At 71.4% G+C, this 24,035-nt stretch carries 20 protein-coding genes; 16 read left to right on the forward strand and 4 right to left on the reverse strand.

What is annotated here, in order from left to right; all coding sequences use genetic code 11:
- Positions 1–101 precede the first annotated feature (101 nt).
- A complete protein-coding gene (locus ACIHCQ_RS43310) occupies positions 102–311 on the reverse strand; it encodes a hypothetical protein (RefSeq protein ID WP_399674695.1) in 210 nt (69 codons plus the stop codon).
- A gap of 103 nt (positions 312–414) precedes the next feature.
- On the opposite strand from ACIHCQ_RS43310, the gene ACIHCQ_RS43315 reads away from it, so the two are divergent.
- The 4 genes from ACIHCQ_RS43315 to ACIHCQ_RS43330 are packed head-to-tail and all read left to right on the forward strand — an operon-like array spanning position 415 to position 5,307.
- On the forward strand, positions 415–1,614 hold the full coding sequence (locus ACIHCQ_RS43315; RefSeq protein ID WP_399674673.1) for a bifunctional adenosylcobinamide kinase/adenosylcobinamide-phosphate guanylyltransferase: 1,200 nt from the start codon (positions 415–417) through the stop codon (positions 1,612–1,614).
- A gap of 38 nt (positions 1,615–1,652) precedes the next feature.
- Complete coding sequence (gene cobT / locus ACIHCQ_RS43320) at positions 1,653–2,738, forward strand: nicotinate-nucleotide--dimethylbenzimidazole phosphoribosyltransferase (protein ID WP_399674674.1); 1,086 nt, start codon at positions 1,653–1,655, stop codon at positions 2,736–2,738.
- Positions 2,739–2,797: 59 nt separating this feature from the next.
- Positions 2,798–4,585, forward strand: coding sequence for a phosphatidylglycerol lysyltransferase domain-containing protein (locus ACIHCQ_RS43325; protein ID WP_399674675.1), 1,788 nt, complete (start codon positions 2,798–2,800; stop codon positions 4,583–4,585).
- Positions 4,582–5,307: a hypothetical protein gene (locus ACIHCQ_RS43330; protein WP_399674676.1), complete on the forward strand. Its 726-nt coding sequence runs from the start codon at positions 4,582–4,584 to the stop codon at positions 5,305–5,307. The genes ACIHCQ_RS43325 and ACIHCQ_RS43330 overlap by 4 nt, the downstream gene beginning before the upstream one ends.
- Here ACIHCQ_RS43330 and ACIHCQ_RS43335 read toward each other — a convergent pair.
- On the reverse strand, positions 5,256–6,011 hold the full coding sequence (locus ACIHCQ_RS43335) for a hypothetical protein (protein WP_399674677.1): 756 nt from the start codon (positions 6,009–6,011) through the stop codon (positions 5,256–5,258). The genes ACIHCQ_RS43330 and ACIHCQ_RS43335 overlap by 52 nt on opposite strands.
- A gap of 60 nt (positions 6,012–6,071) precedes the next feature.
- Between ACIHCQ_RS43335 and ACIHCQ_RS43340 the strand changes: the two genes are divergently transcribed.
- The 9 genes from ACIHCQ_RS43340 (at position 6,072) to ACIHCQ_RS43380 (ending at position 19,291) form a co-directional block, all read left to right on the forward strand.
- Complete coding sequence (locus ACIHCQ_RS43340) at positions 6,072–6,869, forward strand: adenosylcobinamide-GDP ribazoletransferase (RefSeq protein ID WP_399674697.1); 798 nt, start codon at positions 6,072–6,074, stop codon at positions 6,867–6,869.
- An 83-nt stretch (positions 6,870–6,952) separates the two neighbouring features.
- Positions 6,953–8,179, forward strand: coding sequence for a hypothetical protein (locus tag ACIHCQ_RS43345; RefSeq protein ID WP_399674678.1), 1,227 nt, complete (start codon positions 6,953–6,955; stop codon positions 8,177–8,179).
- A 108-nt stretch (positions 8,180–8,287) separates the two neighbouring features.
- On the forward strand, positions 8,288–9,832 hold the full coding sequence (locus ACIHCQ_RS43350) for a leucyl aminopeptidase (RefSeq protein ID WP_399674679.1): 1,545 nt from the start codon (positions 8,288–8,290) through the stop codon (positions 9,830–9,832).
- Positions 9,833–10,123: 291 nt separating this feature from the next.
- Positions 10,124–11,512: a dihydrolipoyl dehydrogenase gene (gene lpdA / locus ACIHCQ_RS43355; RefSeq protein ID WP_399674680.1), complete on the forward strand. Its 1,389-nt coding sequence runs from the start codon at positions 10,124–10,126 to the stop codon at positions 11,510–11,512.
- Between the two features lie 65 nt (positions 11,513–11,577).
- On the forward strand, positions 11,578–13,506 hold the full coding sequence (gene sucB / locus ACIHCQ_RS43360) for a 2-oxoglutarate dehydrogenase, E2 component, dihydrolipoamide succinyltransferase (protein WP_399674681.1): 1,929 nt from the start codon (positions 11,578–11,580) through the stop codon (positions 13,504–13,506).
- Positions 13,507–13,630: 124 nt separating this feature from the next.
- On the forward strand, positions 13,631–14,260 hold the full coding sequence (locus ACIHCQ_RS43365; RefSeq protein ID WP_399674683.1) for a GntR family transcriptional regulator: 630 nt from the start codon (positions 13,631–13,633) through the stop codon (positions 14,258–14,260).
- Between the two features lie 449 nt (positions 14,261–14,709).
- Positions 14,710–17,382, forward strand: coding sequence for a pyruvate dehydrogenase (acetyl-transferring), homodimeric type (gene aceE, locus ACIHCQ_RS43370; protein WP_399674685.1), 2,673 nt, complete (start codon positions 14,710–14,712; stop codon positions 17,380–17,382).
- Positions 17,383–17,482: 100 nt separating this feature from the next.
- Positions 17,483–18,301, forward strand: coding sequence for a MerR family transcriptional regulator (locus ACIHCQ_RS43375; protein ID WP_399674686.1), 819 nt, complete (start codon positions 17,483–17,485; stop codon positions 18,299–18,301).
- A gap of 30 nt (positions 18,302–18,331) precedes the next feature.
- Positions 18,332–19,291, forward strand: a complete 960-nt coding sequence (locus ACIHCQ_RS43380; RefSeq protein WP_399674688.1) for a helix-turn-helix transcriptional regulator — start codon at positions 18,332–18,334, stop codon at positions 19,289–19,291.
- 6 nt (positions 19,292–19,297) lie between these two features.
- Here ACIHCQ_RS43380 and ACIHCQ_RS43385 read toward each other — a convergent pair whose 3' ends face one another.
- Positions 19,298–20,260 (reverse strand): SDR family oxidoreductase, encoded by a 963-nt coding sequence (locus tag ACIHCQ_RS43385; RefSeq protein WP_399674689.1) that lies wholly within the window; start codon positions 20,258–20,260, stop codon positions 19,298–19,300.
- Between the two features lie 108 nt (positions 20,261–20,368).
- Here ACIHCQ_RS43385 and ACIHCQ_RS43390 point away from each other — a divergent pair, with 108 nt between their 5' ends.
- Positions 20,369–20,890, forward strand: coding sequence for a DUF4240 domain-containing protein (locus ACIHCQ_RS43390; RefSeq protein ID WP_399674699.1), 522 nt, complete (start codon positions 20,369–20,371; stop codon positions 20,888–20,890).
- A 15-nt stretch (positions 20,891–20,905) separates the two neighbouring features.
- Here the strand turns inward: ACIHCQ_RS43390 and ACIHCQ_RS43395 are convergent, their stop codons facing one another.
- A complete protein-coding gene (locus tag ACIHCQ_RS43395; RefSeq protein ID WP_399674690.1) occupies positions 20,906–21,403 on the reverse strand; it encodes a GNAT family N-acetyltransferase in 498 nt (165 codons plus the stop codon).
- A 43-nt stretch (positions 21,404–21,446) separates the two neighbouring features.
- Here ACIHCQ_RS43395 and ACIHCQ_RS43400 point away from each other — a divergent pair, with 43 nt between their 5' ends.
- Entirely contained in the window at positions 21,447–22,337 is an 891-nt protein-coding gene (locus ACIHCQ_RS43400; protein ID WP_399674691.1) for a TIGR01777 family oxidoreductase, read from the forward strand.
- Positions 22,338–22,575: 238 nt separating this feature from the next.
- A complete protein-coding gene (locus ACIHCQ_RS43405) occupies positions 22,576–23,916 on the forward strand; it encodes an NAD(P)/FAD-dependent oxidoreductase (protein WP_399674693.1) in 1,341 nt (446 codons plus the stop codon).
- The last annotated feature ends 119 nt before the right edge of the window (positions 23,917–24,035 follow it).

Raw genomic sequence — 24,035 nt, forward strand, 5'->3', positions numbered from 1 at the left:
CCCCCACCCGACACCCGCGAACGCCGGGCGCGCCCGAAAGCCCCGGGGGCATCAGGTCGCGGGGTGCGGGCGCGTAGGGCCCGCACCCCGGAGGGGAGCCCTTACGACTCGTTCGCGTGGAGGCTCATCGGGCCGTAGATCTTCGTCGAGTCCTCCGACAGGATCACCTGGTCCGCGCCGCCCTCCACCAGTTCCTTCCAGTACTCACCGAGCCACGACTCCGCATCCCCCTGCGTCGTGAACTCCTCCGGCCGCACCGCCGGCTGGACCTCCGTACCGTCGGACTTCTCGAACCGCCACGTCCAGACCATGTACGCCTCCGCCTCCCGATCCCAGGACACACCAGTGATCTCTTTCCTGCCCGCAGCGTAGCCGGGCGCGCACGCCCTGCGGCTACGCGGGAGGATCGTCTCCGTGGAACTCACTCTGCTCGGCACCGGCGCGCCCGCCGGACTCCCCCGGCCCGGCTGCCCCTGCGCCGTCTGCGCCACCGCCCGTGGCTCCCTCGCCCGCGCCGCCACCGCCCTCCTCGTCGACAGCGCGCTGCTGCTCGACCTCACCCCCGGCGCCGCCATGGCCGCCGCCCGGTCCGGGCATTCGCTCTCCGCCGTACGGCAGGTGCTGCTCACGCACCCCCACGACGGCCCCGCCGTCGATCTGCCCGCCGGGCTGCCCTCGGCCGGGCGGGTGCCCCACGGGCGGGAGCTGACGCTCATCAGCGGCCACCGTGTGCGGGCCGTGCCCATGGACAGCCCGGGTACCGGGTACGAGGTGACCTCCCTGGAGGGCGAGCGGCTCCTCTATCTGCCCCCCGGTGGCTCACCCGCCGGACTCGCCGAGGGGCCGGCCGCGTACGACATGGTCGTCGCCGATGTCATCGGCAGGCCCGACGCCGTCGCCAGGCTGCGCGCGGCGGGGGCGATCGGGGCGACCACCGATGTCCTCGCCGTACACATCGACCACGACGTGCCCGGCGGCCGGGAGCTGATCCGGCGGCTCGCCGCGGCGGGCGCGCGGGCCGTGCCCGACGGGACGACGCTGATCGTCGGCGAGTATCACGCCGTACCGGACGTGCCCCGCCGCACGCTCGTCACCGGTGGCGCCCGCTCCGGCAAGTCGCGGGAGGCCGAACGCCGCCTGGAGACCTTCCCCGAGGTGCTGTACGTCGCGACGGGCGGCGCCCGGGACGACGACCCCGAGTGGACGGCCCGGGTCCGTGAGCACCGCGAGCGACGGCCGGGAGTCTGGCGTACCGCCGAGACGTGCGAGCTTGTGCCGATCCTTGAGGAGGACGGGCCGCCGGTGCTGATCGACTGCCTGTCCCTCTGGCTCACCGACGCGATGGACCGGGCGGGCGCGTGGGAGGAGGAGAAGTGGTCGGCGGGCGGCGAGCGCGCACTGCGCGCGCGGGTCGCCGAGCTGGTCGAGGCGGTGCGCCGGACCTCGCGCACGGTCGTCGCGGTGACCAACGAGGCCGGTTCCGGCGTCGTCCCGGCCACCGCGTCGGGACGGCGGTTCCGCGATGAACTGGGCCGCCTCAACGCCGCCTTCGCCGCGGAGTGCGAGCACCTCCTGCTCGTCGTCGCGGGCCAGGCCCTCGTCCTGCGCAGCTGACTGACAGGTCCCGTACCGCTGCCGGTACTGTTCCGCGAATGAGCAGGCTGAATCTCGACGACTTCTCCGACCTGATCGAGCGACCCGACAGCGGCATGCGGCGCGAAGCCGAAGAGCGCCGGGAGCGGCTGATCGTCCCCCCGGGCTCCCTCGGGCGTCTTGACGAACTCGGCGAGTGGCTGTCCGCCGCGCAGGCCTCCGTACCGGTCAAGCCCATCGAGCAGCCCCGGGTGGTGCTCTTCGCCGGTGATCACGGGGTGGCCGGACTCGGCGTCTCCGGCCGGGAGCCCGGCACCGCGCACGAGCTCGTGCGCGCCACGCTGGAGGGCGCGAGCCCCGTCGCCGTACTGGCCCGCCGCATGGGCGTGCCCGTACGGATCGTCGACGCCGGGCTCGACTGCGAGCCCGGGCTGCTGCCCGACGAGGTCGTACGCCACCGGGTTCGGCGCGGCAGCGGACGGATCGACATCGAGGACGCGCTCACGGCCGAGGAGACCGAGCAGGCCGTACGCCTGGGCATGGAGATCGCCGACGAGGAGGCCGACTCCGGCACGGATCTGCTGGTCCTCGGCGATCTGAGCGTCGGCGGCACCACTGTCGCCGGGACGCTGATCGCCGCGCTGTGCGGCACGGACGCCTCGGTGGTCACCGGCCGTGGCGGCGCGGGCATCGACGATCTGGCGTGGATGCGCAAGTGCGCGGTGATCCGGGATTCGCTGCGGCGTGCCCGTCCGGTGCTCGGCGACCAGCTGGACCTGCTGGCGGCGGTGGGCGGCGCGGATATGGCCGCGATGACGGGTTTCCTGCTGCAGAGTGCCGTACGGCGAGTGCCGGTGATCCTCGACGGCGTGGTGTCGGCGGCGTGCGCGCTGGTCGCGCAGCGCGCCGCGTTCCGGGCACCGGACTGGTGGCTCGCGGGCCAGCTGAGCGGGGAGCCCGCGCAGGCGAAGGCGCTGGACCGGATGGCGCTGATTCCGCTGCTCGATCACGGCGTCAGCGTGGGGGAAGGAACCGGTGCCTTGCTCGCGCTCCCCTTCGTACAGGCCTCGGCAGCGCTCGCCGCCGAACTTCCGGAGCGTACGGACTCGCCTACGGACTCGCCTACGGACTCGCCTACGGACTGACGAACAGGCCGCCGCACCTCACCCACCTTGATCCGCGATGCCCCATATGATCGCGTTTCATGGGAGAGGTCCGTTTGCCTGCCTCAAGAGCCGTCCGCAGCACCGCGCGCTCGCGCCGCGGTGCCGCGTTCGCCGTCTGGTATCTGCGCGCCGTCACATTCATCAACTTCCTGAGCGCCGTATGGGTCTCGCTCGGGCAGGATCTCCGGCGGCACAACAGCGCTGAGTTCTTCACGCCGTACCTGCTCACCGCGGGTTTCGCCTCCGGCGCCTTCACCCTCTTCCTGGCGATCACCATGCGCCGCCGCAAGCGGGCCGCCTGGATCCTCAACTCCGTACTGGCCGGGCTCTTCCTCCTGCTGTTCGTCCTCGTGATCGGTGTCGACCCGGGCATCCGCGAGCACGCGCAGAACTGGGTCTCGCTGGCCCTGACCGCCGCGTTCGTGCTCGCGCTGGCGCTGGGGCGGCGCGAGTTCTACGCGAAGGGGGACCGCGCCAATCCCCGGCTCGCCGCAGCCGTCGCGGTCGGCGGACTGCTGGTCACCTCGCTGCTGGCCGCGCTGCTCGTCACCGTCACCAACACCGACCCCTCGGCCGGCCGGTCCTCCTTCCCGGAGCGCTGGCGCTACGGACTGACGCGACTCGTCTCGCTCGCCTCCGACGAATTCCACTCCGCCAGGATCACCACCCCCGGCTGGGTCGACGTCGCCATCAACGTCCTGTCCACGCTGCTGCTGCTCGCCGTGCTGTACGCGGCCTTCCGCTCGCGCCGGGCCGTCGACCCACTCACCGAACAGGACGAGCAGCGGCTGCGCGCCCTGCTGGAGCGGTACGGCGAACGCGACTCGCTCGGCTACTTCGCGCTGCGCCGCGAGAAGAGCGTCGTCTGGTCCCCGACCGGGAAGGCAGCCGTGGTCTACCGAGTGGTGGGCGGCGTCTCGCTCGCGTCCGGCGACCCGATCGGCGACCCCGAGGCCTGGCCCGGCGCGATCGGGCCCTGGCTGGCCCAGGCCCGCGAACACGGCTGGATCCCGGCCGTGATGGGGGCGAGCGAGGAAGCGGGAATGATCTACGCGCGGCACGGCCTGGACGCCCTGGAGCTGGGCGACGAGGCCATCGTCGAGACCGCGGAGTTCCACTTGGAGGGGCGGGCGATGCGGACCGTGCGCCAGGCGTACCGCCGGATCGAGCGCGCCGGATACACGGTGCGGATCCGCCGCCACGAGAACATCCCGCCCGAGGAGTTGGCCGTACTGCTCAGGCGCGCCGAGGACTGGCGCGACGGGGCCACCGAGCGCGGCTTCTCGATGGCGCTCGGGCGGCTCGGCGATCCGGCGGACGGCCGCTGCGTCATGCTCGAATGCATGGACCGCCAGGGCGAGTTGCGGGCGGTGCTGAGCTTTGTGCCGTGGGGTTCCCACGGCCTCTCCCTCGATCTGATGCGGCGTGACCGGAACTCCGAGAACGGCCTGATGGAGTTCATGGTGATCGAGCTGCTCCAGCGGGCGAAGGAGATCGGGATCACCCAGGTCTCGTTGAACTTCGCGATGTTCAGGTCGGTCTTCGAACGTGGCTCGAAGCTCGGCGCGGGACCGGTGCTCAGGCTGTGGCGCTCGCTGCTCAGCTTCTTCTCCCGCTGGTGGCAGATCGAGTCCCTCTACCGCGCCAACGCGAAGTACCGACCCGTCTGGGAGCCGCGTTTCATGCTCTTCGAGAAAAGCGCCGACCTGCTGCGCATCGGCCTGGCGGCGGGCCGCGCCGAGGGCTTCCTGGAGGCGCCGGGGCTGCCCAAGTGGCTGCACCGCAGACGTCTGCAGCCGCACCCGGACTTGGCAGCGGGCCGTTGAACGCGAACACGGCGAGCGCGTTCGCGCGCCGCGAGTGGGGTCCGCTGTACGTGACCCTGCGCAACGCCCTCGCCACGAGACGGTGGCGCGCGATCCCGCTGACGCTCGGGGCGGTCTGCCTCACGGCCGTCTTCCAGCTGGTGCAGAACCGGCCCTGGGGGCTCGGGCCGGTCCGCGGCCTCGGCTTTGTGCGGGCCGAGGATCCGCTGTTGCCGGCTCTGCTGCGTACTCCTCTGTCGCTGTTCGTACCGGCGCTTGACCTGCCGGTGTGGGGAGCCCTGGCGCAGGTGCTGGTGGTGTTCGGCAGCGCGGAGATCTGCCTCGGCCGGGCGCGGACGCTGCTGATCGCGTACGTCGCGACGCTGGCCGGTACGACGTACGCGCGGATCGGCATCGCGCTGGGACCCGGGGGCCTCCTCGGGCTGCCCGCCTCGGACGCGCAGGTGATCGACACCGGCCCGTCGGCGGCGGTCGTCGGGCTCGCGGTGGTCGTCTGCCTGCGCTACCGGGCGTGGTTCACGCTGGCGCTGGTGATCGTGTCGATGGCGGTGGAGGTGCTGGTCAAGGACAACCTGGCGGGCAAGGAGCATCTGGCGGCGATCGTGGTGGCACTGGTGGTGTACGGGGTCGCGGCGCTCCCGCGGAAACGCGGGCGTCAACGGCACGCGGGTCAGCGATCGCGCGTCGGCAACCGGTCCGGAGCGCCGCCGATCAGGTCCTGAAACTTGCGGCGCGGCCGGTCCCAGCGGCGGTCGTGGTGGTACGAGCGCAGCTCGGCCTTCGCGCGCGCCCTGGGCCGGTTGCGGTAGAAGCGGCGGGCCCAGAGGGAGCCCGGGCGGGCCAGCCGTACCGCCCCGAAGATCGCCACCAGCGGCAGCAGCGTGCCGATGAGCGCCAGCCGCAGTTTGCCCTTGACGAGGGCGATGAGCACGAGGAGGAAGTTGAGCAACAGCGTGGTGATCGCCGCACTGCGGCTCTGGCGTTCCTCCTCCGTCAGCGAGTCCACCTCCAGCGGAGAGAAACCGCCGAGCACCAGCAGCGCCAGGGCCGCGGCGAGCACGACGACCTCGACGCTCTTGCGGCCCTGCTCGGTCCAGTAGACGTCCTGGAGGTGGAGGATGAGCGCGAACTCGTCCAGGACGAGGCCCGCGCCGACGCCGAAGAGGACCGCGCAGACCGCCGCGGTGGGGCCGTGGTTGCCGCTGCCGACCGCTCCGAAGCCGCCGATGACGGTGAGGATGACGCCGGGGACGACATGGTGGATGTGCGTGCCGCCGGACGCGATGTTCCGGAACGGCCCTCGTCCCGCCCTGATCATCCTGGTGACCGTGCGGGTGGCCAGGAAGGTGAGGACGAAGGAGGCCAGGGCGAGCAGCATCGGCAGTTTCCCCGGCTCAAGGATGTTGCGGTAGAACCAGTGACCCATGGCACCCGCTCCCGTTACTCTTCGCCACTTTCGCCGCTCTTCGCTACTCTTCGCGCGGTGATCCCTCTAGACGCTCTGGACGGCATACGTTTCGCCTTCGGCACCCTGACCGTACTGCCGGTTCGCGTCGCCCGCTGGGACCGTGGAGCGGCGCGCGCCGGAATGCTGTGGGCTCCGCTGGCCGGGCTGGTGGTGGGCCTGTTCGCGGCGGCCCTCGGCGGCCTGCTCCTGCTGCTGAACGCGGACCCGCTGCTCGCCGCGGTGGCCACGGTCGCCGTGCCCGCCGCCCTCACCCGCGGCCTCCACCTCGACGGCCTGGCCGACACCGCCGACGGTCTCGGCAGCGGCGCGCACACCACCGCCGCGGACGCGCTGCGGATCATGAAGCAGTCGGACATCGGCCCGTTCGGGGTCATCACGCTGGTGTTCGTCCTGCTCGCGCAGGTCGCGGCGCTGACCGGGCTGTACGGGCACGGCTGGGCGTACGGCGCGCTCGGCGCGGCCGTCTCCGGGGTCACCGCTCGCCTCGCCCTCACCCTCGCGGCGCGCACGGGCGTCCCGGCGGCCCGCCCGGAGGGCCTGGGCGCGGCGGTCGCGGGGGTCGTTCCCGTACGTAGGGGAGTCGCGGTGGCCGCCCTGGTCACGGCGGGGTGCGCGGCGGCGGGCGCGCTCTTCGGCACGTGCGGCACGTACGGCGCTGTGCACCACGCACTGGCGGTCCTGACCGGGCTCGTCCTGGCCCAGCTGCTGCTGCGCCACTGCGTACGCCGCTTCGGCGGGGTGACGGGGGATGTGTTCGGCGCCCTGGCCGAGACGGCGGCGACGGCTTCGCTCATCGCCCTGGTGCTGGGCCCCTGAGCCCCTGAGCCTCCCCGCGACGCTTGATCATTTCGTGACCTCGCCGAGGGCAACCCCGGGTGCCGCCACCTGGTCATGAACATGTGATCAGACGACTGCCCTCCCTCGCCGCCGTACTTACCGCGGCATCCCTGCTTCTCACCGCATGCGGCGGGGGGACGGACGACAAGCCCACCGCACACCCGGTCTTCGCCGAGCCGGTCGGCCGGCAGCCGTTCCTGGCGCTGCGCCAAACGCAGAAGGCGGGCAGCGCGACCTTCACGCAGACCGTCACCTTCGTCTCGAAGAAGGGCAACGCGGTTCAGACCAGCACGGGCCGCGTCGACTTCGCGGACAGCAGGGGCGAGGGCTCGCTCGCCTGGACCGTGCCGGACGGGTTCGACGAAGATGCCAAGGACGTGATCCTCGGTACCACCCCGGGGCGCATACGCGCCGACCCGGCCGGGCGTATCGCCGTGGACACCCAGACCATCCACTACCGTGCCGAGTCGGCCGCCTACTGGATCCGGTACGGGGCAGCGGACGCCGATCCGCTGAACGGGGTCGACTCCATCAGGCACCTCCGCGGCTCCGAGGCCGCCATCGGCGGCACTCTGCTGGAGGCAATCGGCGCCGCCGAGGCAGCCTCACAGCAGGAGAGCCCCTCCGGCGGCCGGACGTACCGGGCGAGCTTCGCTCTCAATACGGCGTGGGACCTCTTCCCGTCCGACCTGACGGAGGAACTGGCCGCCGCCTGGAACCAGAACATCAAGCAGCCGGCCGTACCGCTGACCCTGACGGTCGACGCCAAGGGCCGCATCACCCGTGCCGAAGCCGAACTGTCCGGCCTGCTCAAGGGGAAGGACAGCGTGCTCGCCGACGTGACCGCCATCCGCGCCCAGCTCACCCTCACCGGCCACGGCACGTCGAAGCCGGTCATGCCGACGGCCTCGGACCGCGTCCTGGACGCGGCCACGGCGGTGACACGTACCGACGAGGCGAAAGCCGGGGAGTGCGTCGACTTCAACGCCGGTCTGCGCAACAGCAGAATAGTGGTACGGGTCCCCTGCGCCACCGCGCACGACGGCCGGATCTTCGCCCAGTCCACGCCCGACGACGGCGGGTACCCCGGCGCCGAAGCCGCGGCGGACCGGGCGGACGAGTTCTGCCGGCGCTCCCACGACCGGGCTCCGGCCGACTGGACCGACGAGTCCGTGGACCCCGGCCGGTACTGGACCACTTGGTCGACCGAGCACGAGTGGGCAGAGCTGGGCAAGGCGCGAGCCACCTGCTACGTGGTGTCCCAGGCTCAGGGAACCACCGCCGCGTGAACGCCACAGGTGACTGAGCGTAGGCTCTTGTCCGCGTGGGATGTCGATCCGTCCCCCTCCCTACGGCCCTGCGGCCCCGCAACTCAACGGAAGCGAGATTTCACCACCGTGACTGCTCTCACTCTCAGCACCGCCGGAGCGGCGACGCTGCGCGCAGACGCCCTCGTCGTCGGCATCGCGAAGGGCGCCAAGGGCCCGGTCCTCGCGCCCGGCGCGGAGGCCGTGGACAACGCGTTCGACGGAAAGCTCGCCGCCATCCTGGAGACCCTCGGTGCCGCGGGTGGCGAAGGCGAAGTGACCAAGCTGCCCGCGCCGTCGGGACTCAAGACGCCGGTCGTCCTCGCGGTCGGCCTCGGTCAGGTCCCGGAGAAGGACGAGACGTACGGCGGTGAGACGCTGCGCCGGGCCGCGGGTGTGGCGGCGCGTGCGCTGGCCGGTGCGAAGAAGGCCGCGTTCGCCCTGCCGATCGAGGCTGTCGAGGACGCGGAGGCCATCGCGGAGGGCGCGCTGCTCGGGGCGTACGCATTCACCACGTACCAGGGCAGCGGCGGCAAGAGCGACAAGAACGGCAACGGCAGCGGCAATGGGCCGAAGGCGCCGCTCGCGGAGGTCGCCCTGCTCGGCACGAAGCCGCGCGACAAGGCGTACAAGGCCGCCGCCGAGCGCGCCATCGCGCTCACCGAGGAGATCAAGCGCGCCCGCGACCTCATCAACACCCCGCCGAACGACCTCACCCCGGAGATCTTCGCCACGCTCGTCACCGCCGCGGGCAAGGAGCACGGCATCAAGGTGCAGGTGCTCGACGAGAAGGCGCTCGCCAAGGGCGGCTTCGGCGGCATCGTCGGCGTCGGCGTCGGCTCGGAAGCCCCGCCGCGCCTGGTGAAGCTCAGCTACACGCACGCCAAGGCGGCCAAGACCCTGGCCTTCGTCGGCAAGGGCATCACCTATGACTCGGGCGGCATCTCCCTCAAGCCCGCGGGCCACAACGAGACGATGAAGTGCGACATGAGCGGTGCCGCCGCCGTGTTCGCCGCCGTCGTCACGGCCGCACGCCTGGGCCTCGCCGTCAACGTCACCGGCTGGCTGGCGCTCGCCGAGAACATGCCGTCCGGTTCGGCCACCCGCCCCGGCGACGTCCTGCGCATGTACAGCGGCAAGACGGTCGAGGTGCTCAACACCGACGCGGAGGGCCGTCTCGTACTGGCCGACGCGCTGGCCAAGGCGTCCGAGGAGCACCCGGACGCGATCGTCGATGTGGCGACGCTGACCGGCGCGATGGTGATGGCGCTGGGCAACCGCACCTTCGGCATCATGTCGAACGACGACGCGTTCCGTACCTCCATCTACGAGATCGCGGAGGAGGTCGGCGAGCAGTCCTGGCCCATGCCGCTCCCCACCGAGCTGCGCAAGGGCATGGACTCCCCGACCGCCGACATCGCCAACATGGGCGAGCGGATGGGTGGCGGCCTGGTGGCCGGTCTGTTCCTGAAGGAGTTCGTGGGCGAGGGCATCACCTGGGCGCACCTGGACATCGCGGGCCCGGCCTTCCACGAGGGCGCGCCGTTCGGCTACACCCCCAAGGGCGGCACCGGATCCGCGGTCCGCACCCTGGTCAAGCTGGCCGAGCGCACCGCCGCGGGCGACCTGGGCTGAGGTCTGGCTGAGGTCCGGCCGTGATCCGGCTGAGGTGCGACTGAGGTCCGGCTGAGGTCCGGAACCGCGACCGGCCGAGGGGCGGGGAGGCGGGGTGCGGGGGAGCCGGGAAAAGCCAGGTAAAGCAGCCCCGCGTCCCGCCTCCCGGCAACAAGTGCGAAGATGGGTTCTCGGCAGGACAGGGCCCCCACCACAGGGCCGAAAAAACAGCGGCCGAACACCAGCCGACCGGCCGGTCGTCCCCCTGCGGGGGTGACCCGGCGACCGGCGCACATGCATGGAGGACGTGACGTGGCGAACGACGCCAGCACCGTTTTCGACCTAGTGATCCTCGGCGGTGGCAGCGGCGGTTACGCTGCGGCGCTGCGCGGGGCTCAGCTGGGCCTGGACGTCGCCCTGATCGAGAAGGGCAAGGTCGGCGGTACCTGCCTGCACAACGGTTGTATCCCTACGAAGGCGCTGCTGCACGCCGGCGAGATCGCCGACCAGGCACGAGAGGCCGAGCAGTTCGGCGTCAAGGCCACCTTCGACGGCATCGACATGGCGGCCGTCCACAAGTACAAGGACGAGGTGATCTCGGGCCTGTACAAGGGTCTCCAGGGTCTGATCGCCTCGCGCAAGGTCACCTACATCGCGGGTGAGGGCCGGCTGTCCTCCCCCACCTCCGTCGACGTCAACGGTGAGCGGGTGCAGGGCCGCCACATCGTCCTCGCTACCGGCTCCGTACCGAAGTCGCTGCCCGGCCTGGAGATCGACGGCAACCGCATCATCTCCTCGGACCACGCGCTGGTGATGGACCGCGTACCGAAGTCCGCGATCGTGCTGGGCGGCGGCGTCATCGGCGTCGAGTTCGCCTCCGCATGGAAGTCCTTCGGCACGGACGTCACGGTCATCGAGGGCCTGAAGCACCTGGTGCCGGTCGAGGACGAGGGCAGCTCGAAGATTCTTGAGCGCGCGTTCCGCAAGCGCGGCATCAAGTTCAACCTGGGCACCTTCTTCCAGAAGGCCGAGTACACCGAGGACGGCGTCCGCGTCACCCTCGTGGACGGCAAGACGTTCGACGCCGAGGTGCTGCTCGTCGCCGTCGGCCGTGGCCCGGTCTCGGCCGGTCTCGGTTACGAGGAGGCCGGAGTCGCGATGGACCGCGGCTTCGTGCTGGTCGACGAGTACATGCAGACGAACGTCCCCACGATCTCCGCGGTCGGCGACCTCGCCCCCACCCTCCAGCTCGCGCACGTCGGCTTCGCCGAGGGCATCCTGGTGGCGGAGCGACTTGCCGGTCTGAAGACCGTGCCGATCGACTACGACGGTGTGCCGCGGGTGACGTACTGCCACCCTGAGGTCGCGTCCGTCGGCATCACCGAGGCGAAGGCCAAGGAGATCTACGGAGCGGACAAGGTCGTCGCTCTGAAGTACAACCTCGCGGGCAACGGCAAGAGCAAGATCCTCAAGACCGCGGGCGAGATCAAGCTCGTCCAGGTCAAGGACGGTGCCGTGGTCGGCGTCCACATGGTCGGTGACCGTATGGGCGAGCAGGTCGGCGAGGCTCAGCTGATCTACAACTGGGAGGCACTGCCGGCCGAGGTCGCGCAGCTCATCCACGCGCACCCGACGCAGAGCGAGGCGCTCGGCGAGGCCCACCTGGCCCTGGCCGGCAAGCCGCTGCACTCCCACGACTAGCAGTTCAGCTAGCAGTTCAGGGCGCCACGACCACTTCCGCACATTCGTAAGGAGCAACTGAAACCATGGCGGTTTCCGTAACCCTTCCGGCGCTCGGCGAGAGCGTCACTGAGGGCACTGTCACCCGCTGGCTGAAGGCCGAGGGAGAGCGCGTCGAGGTTGACGAGCCGCTACTCGAGGTATCGACCGACAAGGTCGACACCGAGATCCCTGCCCCGTCCGCCGGCATCCTCGCGTCCATCAAGGTCGCCGAGGACGAGACTGTTGAGGTCGGCGCAGAGCTGGCCATCATCGACGACGGCACGGGCGCGCCCGCTGCCGCACCGTCCCCGGCTGCTGCCGAGGCTCCGGCACCGGCTGCCGCTGCCCCTGCGGCTCCGGCGCCCACTCCGGCTCCCGCCGCAGCTCCGACACCTACTCCGGCTCCTACTCCGGCTCCGGCTCCGGCTCCGGCTCCGGCTCCGGCTCAGCAGGCCACGCCGTCCGCCGAGGCCGAGGCTCCCGCCCCGGCTCCGACCGCCCAGGCGGCGGCCGGCGGCAGCAGCGCCCAGGGCACGGACGTCGTTCTCCCCGCGCTCGGCGAGAGCGTGACCGAGGGCACTGTCACCCGCTGGCTCAAGGAGGTCGGCGAGTCCGTCGAGGCCGACGAGCCGCTGCTCGAAGTCTCCACGGACAAGGTCGACACCGAGATCCCGGCCCCGACTTCCGGTGTGCTGCTGGAGATCGTGGTGGCCGAGGACGAGACGGCCGAGGTCGGCGCCAAGCTGGCCGTCATCGGCGCGCCCGGCGCGGCTCCTGCCGCCACGCCCGCCCCGGCGGCACCGGCTCCGGCTGCTGCCGCCCCTGCGGCTCCCGCGGCCCCGGCCGCGCCTGCTGCTCCGGCGCCCGCGCCGACACCTGCCCCGGCTCCGGCTCCGGCTCCGGTCCAGGCAGCGCCCGCCGCTGCCGCTCCGGCCGCACCGGCCGCTCCCGCCCCGGCACCCGCGGCTCCCGCGGCTCCCGCTGCCCCGGTCGCTCCGGCGCCCGCGGCTCCGGCTCCGGCCGCCGGTGAGGAGGGCGAGGGCGCATACGTGACCCCCCTGGTCCGTAAGCTCGCCGCCGAGAGCGGCGTGAACCTGGCCTCGGTCAAGGGCACCGGCGTCGGTGGCCGCATCCGTAAGCAGGACGTCATCGCCGCCGCGGAGGCTGCCGCCAAGGCCGCCGCAGCGGTCCCGGCTCCCGCTGCCGCCGCCCCGGCCGCCCCCTCGAAGGCTCCGGCTCTCGAGGTGTCGCCGCTGCGCGGTCAGACGGTCAAGATGACTCGCATGCGCAAGATCATCGGCGAGAACATGATGAAGGCGCTGCACTCGCAGGCCCAGCTGACCACGGTCGTCGAGGTCGACATCACCAAGCTGATGAAGCTGCGCAACCGGGCCAAGGACGCGTTCTTCGCCCGCGAGGGCGTGAAGCTGTCCCCGATGCCGTTCTTCGTCAAGGCCGCGGCCCAGGCGCTGAAGGCGTACCCGGTCGTCAACGCCCGGATCAACGAGGACGACTCCACCATCACGTACTTCGACTCGGAGAACATCGGCATCGCCGTCGACTCCGAGAAGGGTCTGATGACGCCGGTCATCAAGGGCGCGGGCGACCTGAACATCGCCGGTATCGCCAAGAAGACGGCGGAGCTGGCGGGCAAGGTCCGCTCCAACAAGATCAGCCCGGACGACATGTCCGGCGCGACCTTCACGATCAGCAACACCGGCTCGCGCGGTGCGCTGTTCGACACGGTCATCGTGCCGCCGAACCAGGTCGCCATCCTGGGCATCGGGGCCACGGTCAAGCGCCCGGCCGTCATCGAGACGCCCGAGGGCACGGTCATCGGCGTCCGTGACATGACGTACGTGGCGCTCTCCTACGACCACCGACTCGTGGACGGCGCGGACGCGGCGCGCTACCTGACGGCGGTCAAGGCGATCCTCGAAGCGGGCGAGTTCGAGGTCGAGCTCGGCCTGTAGGACTCACCAGTAAGTACGCGGTCAGTACGACAGTGCCCCGCCCCGGGAGCTCCGGGGCGGGGCACTGTCGTACGCGTACCCGCCCCGTATTGTCAGGGGTGCCTGTCCCCCCGGAGGAGCCCCCATGACCACGCCCGTCGTCCAGTCGCACTCGCTGCGCGAACAGATCCGCGAGCACATCGTGGAGGGGATCGTCAGCGGCCGCTGGAAGCCGGGCGAGCGGATCGTCGAGCGGCGGATAGCCACGGAGCTCGCGGTCTCCCAGACACCGGTGCGCGAGGCGCTGCGCGAGCTGGAGAGCCTGCGGCTGATCGAGTCCGCGCCCAACAAGGGCGTACGAGTACGGAATCTGACCGCCGCCGATCTTGAGGAGAGTTACCCGGTACGGGCGGGCCTCGAGCAGATCGCGGCGGAACTGGCGGCGGAGCGGCTGGCGGCGGACTGTTCCGCGCTGGAGCCGCATGTGACGGCGCTGTACGAGGCGGACCGCACCGCGGACTCGGCCGCACAGGTGCGGCACACGGTGGCGTTCCACCGGGAACTGGTCCGGGCGGCGGGCAACAGCGTGCTGCTGCACACGTGGGAGGGACTGGGGATCGAGGTGTTCACGGCGCTGTCGATCCGCTGGCTGGGAACGGTGCAGAAGTCGTACGCGGAGGAACACCAGGACTTGGTCGAGGCCTTCCGCCGCCGCGACCCCCAAATCGGCGCCCTGGCCAAATCCCACGTCCTGGCCTGCGCCCCCCGCGCCTGAGTGCCCGGCCCTTGTCGGGGGCGCTGCCCCGAACCCCGCGCCTCAATCGCCGGCGGGGCTGGATTTCCAGCCGTCCGGCGATTGAGGACCGGGGGTCTGGGGGCGGAGCCCCCAGTTACGGGAAGGGGCGGGGTGGGGAAAGGCCCGCCGCAGGCGCCACCCGCACGCACCGCCCCCCGCACGCCTGATACGCCCCCCGCTCCAACGCGCACCCCCCGCCCGATTCATCCCCCTTTACCCCCGGCACCCCGTGCCCCCACCCACGGCACCGCATGCCAATTTCCCCATATCGCGAAGTTTTACCTCCCCGACTTTGATCGATCATCGATCAGAGACATACAGTCGACGTCGGGTTCACCGACCCTCCCCCTGACCGCGTCGGGGGTACTCAGCCCTGTCCTGCCAGACATGGCTCTCTCCACCCCCCTCCAGTCCGGAAGGCGGCGTTCATGACCGACCCCGCACCCAAGCCACGCCCGAGCGAGCTCGATCAGCTCCCGGACCGTGACGCCGAGGAGACCGCCGAGTGGGCGGCATCCCTCGATGCCGTCACCGCGCACGCCGGCCCGCACCGCGCCGCGTACCTGATGCGTCGTACCCTCCAGCACGCCGAGCGGGCCGGAGTCCCCGTGCCCCGGGTGGTGGAGACCGACTACGTCAACACCATCCCCACTTCCGCCGAGCCCGCCTTCGACGGCGACGAGGCGATGGAAGCCCGCATCACCGCCTGGAACCGCTGGAACGCCGCCGCCATGGTCACCCGCGGCGCCCGCTTCGGCGTCGGCGGCCACATAGCCACCTTCGCCTCCGCCGCCTGGCTCTACGAGACCGGCTTCAACCACTTCTTCCGCGGCAAGGAAAACGACGGCTCCGGCGACCAGCTCTACATCCAGGGCCACGCCTCCCCCGGCATCTACGCCCGCGCCTTCCTCGACGGACGCATCAGCGAGCAGCAGCTCGACAACTTCCGCCAGGAAGCCGGCGGCAACGGCCTGCCGTCCTACCCGCACCCGCGCCGGCTGCCCTGGCTGTGGGAGTTCCCCACCGTCTCCATGGGCCTCGGCCCGCTCTCCGCGATCTACCAGGCGCGCTTCAACCGCTATCTGCACAACCGTGCCATCAAGGACACCGCCAACTCCCACGTCTGGGCCTTCCTCGGCGACGGCGAGATGGACGAGCCCGAGTCGACCGCCGCCCTCGCCCTCGCGGCGCGCGAGCAGCTCGACAACCTCACCTTCGTCATCAACTGCAACCTCCAGCGCCTCGACGGACCGGTCCGCGCCAACTTCAAGATCGTGCAGGAGCTGGAGACCCAATTCCGCGGCGCCGGCTGGAATGTCATCAAGTCGCTCTGGGGCTCCGCCTGGGACGAGCTGTTCGCCCTCGACACCACGGGCGCCCTCGTACGCCGCCTCCGCGACGTGCCGGACGCCCAGTTCCAGACGTACGCCGCCCGGGACGTGGCGTACATCCGCCAGCACTTCTTCGGCGCCGAGCCCGCGCTCGTCGAGCTGGCGAAGCTGCTCACCGACGCTAAGATCGCCGAGCTCTTCTTCACCTCCCGCGGCGGCCACGAGGCCCGCAAGGTGTACGCGGCGTACAAGGCGGCCGTCGAGCACAAGGGCGCGCCGACCGTCATCCTCGCGCAGACCGTGAAGGGCTACACGCTCGGCCGGGGCTTCGAGTCGAAGAACGCCAACCACCAGATGAAGAAGCTGTCCACCGACGAGTTCAAGTCCATGCGCGACCTGCTCGGACTCCCGATCCCGGACAGCGCCTTCGCCGACGGCCTGGTGCCCTACGGCCACCCCGGCGCCGACTCCCCCGAGGTCCGCTACCTCCAGGAGCGCCGCGCCGCGCTCGGCGGCCCCGCCCCGGCCCGCCGGGTGCGCGCCATGCCCCTGCCCCAGCCGGAGGAGCGCGCCTTCAAGGCGCTCCAGAAGGGCTCGGGCAAGCAGGAGATGGCCACCACCATGGCCTTCGTGCGCCTGATGAAGGACCTGATGCGGGACAAGGAGACCGGAAAGCGCTGGGTCCCCATCGTCCCGGACGAGGCCCGCACCTTCGGTATGGAGTCCCTCTTCCCGTCCGCCGGGATCTACTCCCCGATGGGCCAGACGTACGAGCCGGTCGACCGCGACCAGCTGATGTACTACAAGGAAGCCAAGGACGGCCAGATCCTCAATGAGGGGATCACCGAGGCCGGTTCGATGGCCGACTTCATCGCCGCCGCGACGTCGTACGCGACGCACGGCGAGCCGATGATCCCGTTCTACATCTTCTACTCGATGTTCGGCTGGCAGCGCACGGCCGACCAGATGTGGCAGCTCGCCGACCAGCTCGGCAAGGGCTTCATCGTCGGCGCGACCGCCGGCCGTACCACCCTGACCGGCGAGGGCCTCCAGCACGCGGACGGCCACTCACATCTCATCGCCTCCACGAACCCGGCGTCGCTCAACTACGACCCGGCCTTCGCGTACGAGATCGCCGTCATCGTCAAGGACGGCCTGCGGCGGATGTACGGCCCCGAGGCCGAGGACGTCTTCTACTACCTGACGGTCTACAACGAGCCGAAGCCGCAGCCCGCGATGCCCGAGGGCGTCGAGGACGGCATCCTGCGCGGTCTCTACCGCTTCAAGGAGGGCGTGGCCGCGGCAGCGGAATCCCCGCGCCTCCAGCTGCTGGCCTCCGGCACGGCGATCCACTGGGCCCTGGAGGCCCAGGAGCTGCTGGCCGCCGACTGGGGCGTAACCGCCGACGTATGGTCCGCGACGTCGTGGGGCGAGCTGCGCCGTGACGCGCTGGAGAGCGACGAGGCTCTGCTGCGCGGCGAGCAGCGCACCCCGTACGTCACGCAGGTCCTGAACGGCGCACCGGGCCCGGTGCTGGCGGTGTCCGACTGGATGCGTCAGGTCCCGGACCAGATCAGCCAGTGGGTCGAGCAGGACTACTCCTCGCTCGGTACGGACGGCTTCGGTCTCTCCGACACGCGGGCGGCGGCCCGCCGCCACTTCGGCGTCGACGCGCAGTCGATTACCGTCGCGGCGCTGGCGCAGCTGGCACGGCGCAGTGAGATCCCCGCGTCGACCGTGAAGGAAGCGCGCGAGCGCTACGGCCTCTGAGCCCTACGACGAAACCCCGGTGGCCGCGCGGCCACCGGGGTTTCGTCGTAGGCGGACCCTTGACCCTGACACCGTGTGAAGCCGTGCAGTAGGGGGCGTCATGTTCACCATCGGAGACTTCGCCAGGCACGGCCGTGTGTCGGCCCGCATGCTGCGTCACTACGACGCGATCGGGCTGCTCCGTCCCGCCCACACCGACCCTTTTTCCGGCTACCGCTACTACACCGCCGCGCAGCTCGCCCAGCTCAACCGGGTCATCGCCCTCAAGGATCTCGGCTTCACGCTGCACCAGGTGCGGCAGATCCTTCAGGAGCGGGTGAGCCCCGAGGAACTGCGCGGGATGCTCACGCTGCGGCGGGCGGAGCTGGAGGCGGCGGTGGCCGCGGCGGGCGCCAGGCTGGCGCAGGTCGAGGCGAGGCTCCGGTCGATCGAGAGTGAGGGGCACATGCCCACCCAGGACGTCATCATCAAGAGCATCCCCCCGGTACGGGTGGCCGAGCTGACCGCCACCGCGGCGAGTTACGCACCGGAGGACATCGGTCCTGTCATCGCGCCGCTGTACGAGGAGCTGTTCCGGCGGCTGGACGCTGCGGGCGTCGCCCCGACGGGGCCCGGTATCGCGTACTACGAGGACGCGCGGGAAGAGGACGGCGCGATCCTGGTACACGCGGGGGTGACGGTCTCGGCCGAACCCCGCCCCGGCCAGGACTTCGCGATCGTCGACCTCCCGGCCGTCGAGCGCGCCGCCACGATCGTGCACCGGGGTCCGATGGACGCGATCCTGTCCACGGCCCAGGTGCTGGCCAACTGGATCGACGCGGGAGGCCACAGCTCGGCCGGTTACGCCCGGGAGATCAACCTGGAGTGCCCGGCGGACCGCGAGAAGTGGGTTACGGAACTCCAGGAACCGCTCGCCTGAGTGGAGTGGCGCCTCCGTCATCATGGAGGCATGCGTGCTGCCCGGCTGATCAAGATGGTGCTGCTCCTCCAGGCGAGACCCTCCATGACCGGCGCCGAACTGGCGCGGGAGCTGGAAGTCTCCGAGCGGACCGTCACACGGGACGCCCTCGCGTTGTCGGAGGCCGGAGTTCCGGTCTACGCCGACCGGGGGCGGACCGGCGGCTACCGGCTCGTCGGCGGCTACCGCACCCGGCTCACCGGACTGGCCCGCACCGAGGCCGAAGCCCTCTTCCTCTCCGGGCTCCCGGGCGCGCTGCGGGACATGGGCCTTGAGGACACCGCGTCCGCGGCGCGCCTGAAGGTTTCCGCGGCACTGCTGCCCTCGCTCAGCAACGCATCCGAATCGGCGGCCCAGCGGTTCCACCTGGACGCCCCTGGCTGGTACCAGGAGCCCGAGACACCTCAGTTGCTGCCTGTCGTCGCCGAGGCGGTGTGGGACGACCGGCTCCTCTCCGCCCGCTACCGGCGCCAGGACGGCGAGGTGGAGCGGGAGTTGGCTCCGTACGGTCTCGTACTCAAGGCGGGCGTCTGGTACCTGTGCGCTCTTGCGGACAGCACGGTCCGCGTCTACCGGCTCGACCGGTTCACCGCGGTCGCCCTCGGCGAGGAGCGGTTCGTACGGGACGAGGGCTTCGATCTGCCGGGCTTCTGGGAGAAACGGTCGGCCCAGTTCGCGCGCTCCATCCTCCGTACGGAGGTGGTGGTACGCCTCTCCGGGGCGGGCGCGCGGCAGCTGCCGTACGCCACCGACCGCGCCGCCGCCCGCGAGGCGCTGAACGCGGCGGTGGCATCCGACGGACAGGTGACGATCACCTTGCCGGTCGAGTCCCTGGACGTGGCGTACAGCCAGCTGCTGTCCCTCGGCCCGGAGGCGGAGGTGCTGGAACCGGCCGAGCTGCGCGCCCGCTTCACCGACGCCGCGGAGCGCACTGCCCGGCTCTACCAGTAACCACCCCTATCGGTAGTCCTCCAGGACGGGCTTCGCCCCCGCCGCCTCCTCCGCCATATACGCCCACACGTCCGGCCGGCTGCCGTCCGCGTCCGTGAATCCGTACGCCTTCGCCAGCTGCCCGCTGGACAGTGACTGCCCGCTCCAGCGCTCCCGCCGCGGATCCGCGGCGAGCGCCGCGACCCCCCGGCCGACGTAGACCGGGGACTCGGAGAGCGCGAAGTGTCTCTGGTGCTTGATGCCCTCGCGCCAGTTCTCCTCGGTGACGCCGAAGGCGTCGAGCATCTCCTCGGAGCGCAGAAAGCCCGGGGTCACCGCGACCGCCGTACCGCCCACGCTCTTCAGGTCCTCGGCCAGCGCGAGCGCCATCCGGATCGGGGCGTACTTGGCGATGTCGTAGTAGTAGTTCTCGCGGAAGCCCTTGTTCGACTCGGCGGTGCCGTCCGTGACCTCGACGACCAGGCCGCCCGGCTGCCGTACCAGCAGCGGCAGCGCACAGCTGCTGGTGATGATGTGGCTCCGCATCCCGAGGTCGATCATGCGCAGTCCCCGGTCCAGGTCGATGTCCCACATCTTGGTGTGGAAGTCGAGCAGGTGGTTGCCGCCCCAGATGTCGTTGACCAGGATGTCGAGCCGCCCGCGCTCCCGGTCGATGCGCTCGACCACCGCCCGCACCTGCTCCGGCTCCAGGTGGTCGGTCGGTACGGCGATGCCCTCGCCGCCCGCCGCGGTGACCAGTTCCGCCGTCTCCTCGATGGTCTCGGTGGCCCGGCCGACCTCGCTGACCCGCTCGCGGGTGGTTCGTCCGGTCACATATACGCACGCGCCTGCCGCGCCCAGCTGTACGGCGATGGCACGCCCCGCGCCGCGGGTCGCCCCGGCGACGAGGGCGATCTTCCCCGCGAGTCCTGCCTCATCCGTCTTGTTCGTCTTGTCCGTCTTGTTCGTCTTGTCCTCGTCCGTGGTCATACGTCGACCGTCCCACCGATACCCGCCATCTTCTGTCCGCTTTCTGATTCAGCATTTCGGCGGCTCCACGTGCGCCCGCTCCCTTCAACCACGATGCTTGACCCCGTGATGGACGAGACGGAGTTCTGGGAGATCATCAACTCCACCCGCGAGGCCGCCGAGGGCGACCCCGAGGACCATGCCGATCTGCTGGTCGAGCGGCTGCTCCAGCTCGATCCCGACTCGGTGCTGGATTTCGCCCGGCACTTCGAGGCCCGCTACAACCGCGCGTACACCTGGGATCTGTGGGGAGCCGCCGCCGTACTGCTCGGCGGTGCCAGCGACGACGCCTTCGACTACTTCCGCTGCTGGCTGATCGGCCAGGGCCGCGAGGTCTTCGAGGGCGCGCTGCACGATCCGGACTCGCTCGCCGAGCTCCTGGAGGAGTTCGACGCGGACGTCGACGGGGACGGCGAGGAGCTGGGATACGCGGCGGACGAGGCGTACGAGCAGCTGACCGGGGTGGCGGCGCAGGAGCTGGGGATCGCGCCGCAGACGGCGGAGCCGCTGGGTACGCCGTTCGACTTTGACGACGACGCGGAGCTGGCGCGGCGCTTCCCGCGGCTCTCGGAGCGCTTCGGAGTCCTGTGACCGCTATGCGGTGAGCTATGCGGTGAGGCTGCGGCCCATCATCACATCGTCCACGTACCGCCCGTCCAGGGAGAACTCCCCCGGCAGTACGCCCTCGACGACGAAGCCCTCCGACTCGTACAGCATGCGGGCCGGTGTGTTGTGGCCGAGCACCCGCAGCGTCATGCGTACCGCGCCCTGCCGCCGCGCCTCCTCGAACGCCGCCCGCAGCAGCGCCCGCGCGACCCCGCGCCCGCGCGCCCGGTCGGCCACGGCGAGGCCCTGGATCTGCCGTACGTGCTGGTTACAGGCGAGCGGGGTGGGCGCGATCAGCCGGATATAGCCGGCGATGTCGTCCCCGTCGTCCTCTGCCACGAGGAAGTGCTCGGGCCGGTGGTTGGTGTCGAAGAACGGGTCGTACGGCGGTTGCGGCCTCGGCTGCACGGAGTGCAACGGCGACCAGGTGTCCCGGTCCAGCGCGGCGAGCGCCGCCTCGTCGGTGCGGCGTGCGGGGCGTATGTGCGAGTGCGGCATGGGTGTCACTGTGCCATGGGGCGGCACCGGGCAGGATGGGGTCATGCGGATCGCAATCACCGGCTCGACCGGACTCATCGGTACGGCACTTACGCACTCGCTGCGCGCGGACGGCCATGAGGTCGCCCGCCTGGTGCGGCGCCCGGCGCGGGCCGAGGACGAGGTGGAGTGGGACCCGCACCGGCAGTACGTGGACGGGCGCGGCCTGACCGGCTGCGACGCCGTCGTCCACCTCGCCGGAGCCGGGATCGGTGACCGCCGCTGGACCGACGCGTACCGCAGGGAACTCCGGGACAGCCGCGTCCTCGGCACGGCCGCGATCGCGGAGGCCGTGGCCTCCCTCGACGTACCGCCCAGGGTGCTGGTCAGCGGGAGCGCGGTCGGCTACTACGGCGACACCGGGGACCGCGCGGTGGACGAGAGCGCGCCGCCCGGTGACGGGTTCCTGCCGAAGCTGTGCGTGGAGTGGGAGGAGGCGGCGGCCCCCGCGGAGGAGGCGGGCGTGCGGACGGTCTTCGCCCGCACCGGGTTGGTGGTGGCGCGCGGTGGCGGGGCGTGGGGCCGGATGTTCCCGCTGTTCAAGGCCGGGCTCGGGGGGCGGCTCGGCAGCGGCAGGCAGTACTGGAGCTTCATCTCCCTGCACGACGAGGTCGCGGCGCTGCGGCACCTCATCGATACGGAGCACCTGTCGGGGCCGGTGAATCTCACGGCTCCGGAGCCGGTGACGAATGGTGAGGCCACGGCGGCGATGGGGCGGGTACTGCGCCGCCCGACGCTGTTCACGGTGCCTGCTCCGGTGCTGCGGGTGGTGGTGGGAGAGTTGGCCGAGGACATTCTGGGCGGGCAGCGGGTGGTGCCCGCCCAGCTGCTGGAGTCGGGGTTCTCGTTCGCGTTCCCGAGCATCGACGAGGCGATCAGGGCGGCGCTGCGGTAGGCGCGCGTACAGGGCCGCGCGCTGCGCGAGCTGTGCGGGCTGTGCGCGTTGTGCGCCCCCGCGCACCGGTGCTCCGCAGCATGCGCGACTGACGCTGCGCTCATGGCTGCCTACTCTCGGTCTACCCCCGTCTACCTGGTCCGGCAACGTCCGCAGGCGACGCGAACTCCGGTATTCGGGGGGCCTGTTGGAGGCATGAGCCTCCTACCAGCCGCGCGCCGATCCCGGGGAGGGGTACGTGCTCAGCAGCGCTCACCATGCGGATGTCGTCATCGTCGGGGCCGGGATCGCCGGGCTATCGGCCGCTCAACAACTGACCAGCGCGGGACTGTCGGTCAGGGTTCTGGAGGCCGCTCCCCGGGTGGGCGGCCGGATGATCACCGAAGAGATCGACGGTTACCGGCTCGACCGTATGGGCCAGTTGCTCTCCACCGCGTATCCGGAACTGCGTCGCACGGCGGGGCTCAACAACGTCGTCCTGCGGCCGTTCTCGCCCGGCGTGCTCGTACACAGCGAAGGGCGGCTCCAGCGGTTCGGAGACGCGGTGCGGCGGAACGGTGACGTGAGGAGCGCCCGGCGGGGTTCGCCCCACGCCCTGAGGAGCGTAGGGGGAGCACTGACCGTTGCGCGCGCCCTTGCGAGCGCCCCCCGGCCGCTCGACCAGGCCCGGCTGGGCGCGTCGCTCGCCCGCCTCGCGGCCACGCCGGTGGAGCGGCTGCTCGCCCGCCCCGAGCACCCCACGTGGAACTCGCTGCGCGAGCGCGGCCTCCCGGCCCGTGCGGTCGACAGCCTTGTGCGCCCGCTGCTGTCCGCGCTGCTCTGCGATCCGGCGCTGACCACGTCCAGCCGGTGCGCCGATCTGGCGCTGCGCGGGTTCGCGCGCGGCTGGATGTGCGTACCGGAGGGGGGCGCGGCGGCGCTGCCCGAGCGGTTGTCGGCGACGCTGCCGGCCGGTGCCGTACACACGGGCGTACGGGTGACGGAGGTGTCCATCACCCGGGTACGGACGAAGGAGCACGGCGACCTCCGCTGCCGCGCGCTGGTGGTGGCGACGGGGGCCCGCGCCGCGGCGGAGCTGCTGCCGGGGCTGCGGGTGCCGGGGTTCCATCCCGTGGCGGTCCTTCACCACACGGCACCCGGGGTGCCGCTCGCGGACCCGGCGCTCGTCCTGGACGCGGACCGGAGCGGACCGGTCTCGCATACGGCGGTGATGAGCGAGGTCGACCCCTCACGCGCGCCGCACGGCCGCGTACTGATCTCGTCGACGGTGCTGGGCACGCCTCCGCCGGACCTGGACCGCCGGGTGCGGGCGCATCTCGCGACGCTGTACGGAACCCCCACCGACGAGTGGCAACTGCTCGCGGTCCACCACTCGCCGGAGGCGGTACCCGCGATGCCACCACCACACGACGTGCGCCGCCCGGTGCGGCTGCTGACGGGCCTTTACGTCTGCGGGGACCACCGGGACACGAGTACGGTCCAGGGCGCGCTGTTCTCGGGCAGGCGGGCGGCGGAGGCGATCCTGCACGACTTCGACGTCCCCCGGAGCGAGGAAACGACACTGCTCCGGGCGGCGTAAACCCTGCGGGCGCGGGCCCGGGTACGGCTGCGGGGCCCCCAGCAGCCGGGTCGCGGGCTTCCGCGGTGCGGGCCCGGGGCTTTCGGGCGCGCCCGGCGTTCGCGGGTGTCGGGTGGGGA

The organism is Streptomyces sp. NPDC052236 (genome assembly GCF_044548015.1).
GTDB lineage: Bacteria > Actinomycetota > Actinomycetes > Streptomycetales > Streptomycetaceae > Streptomyces.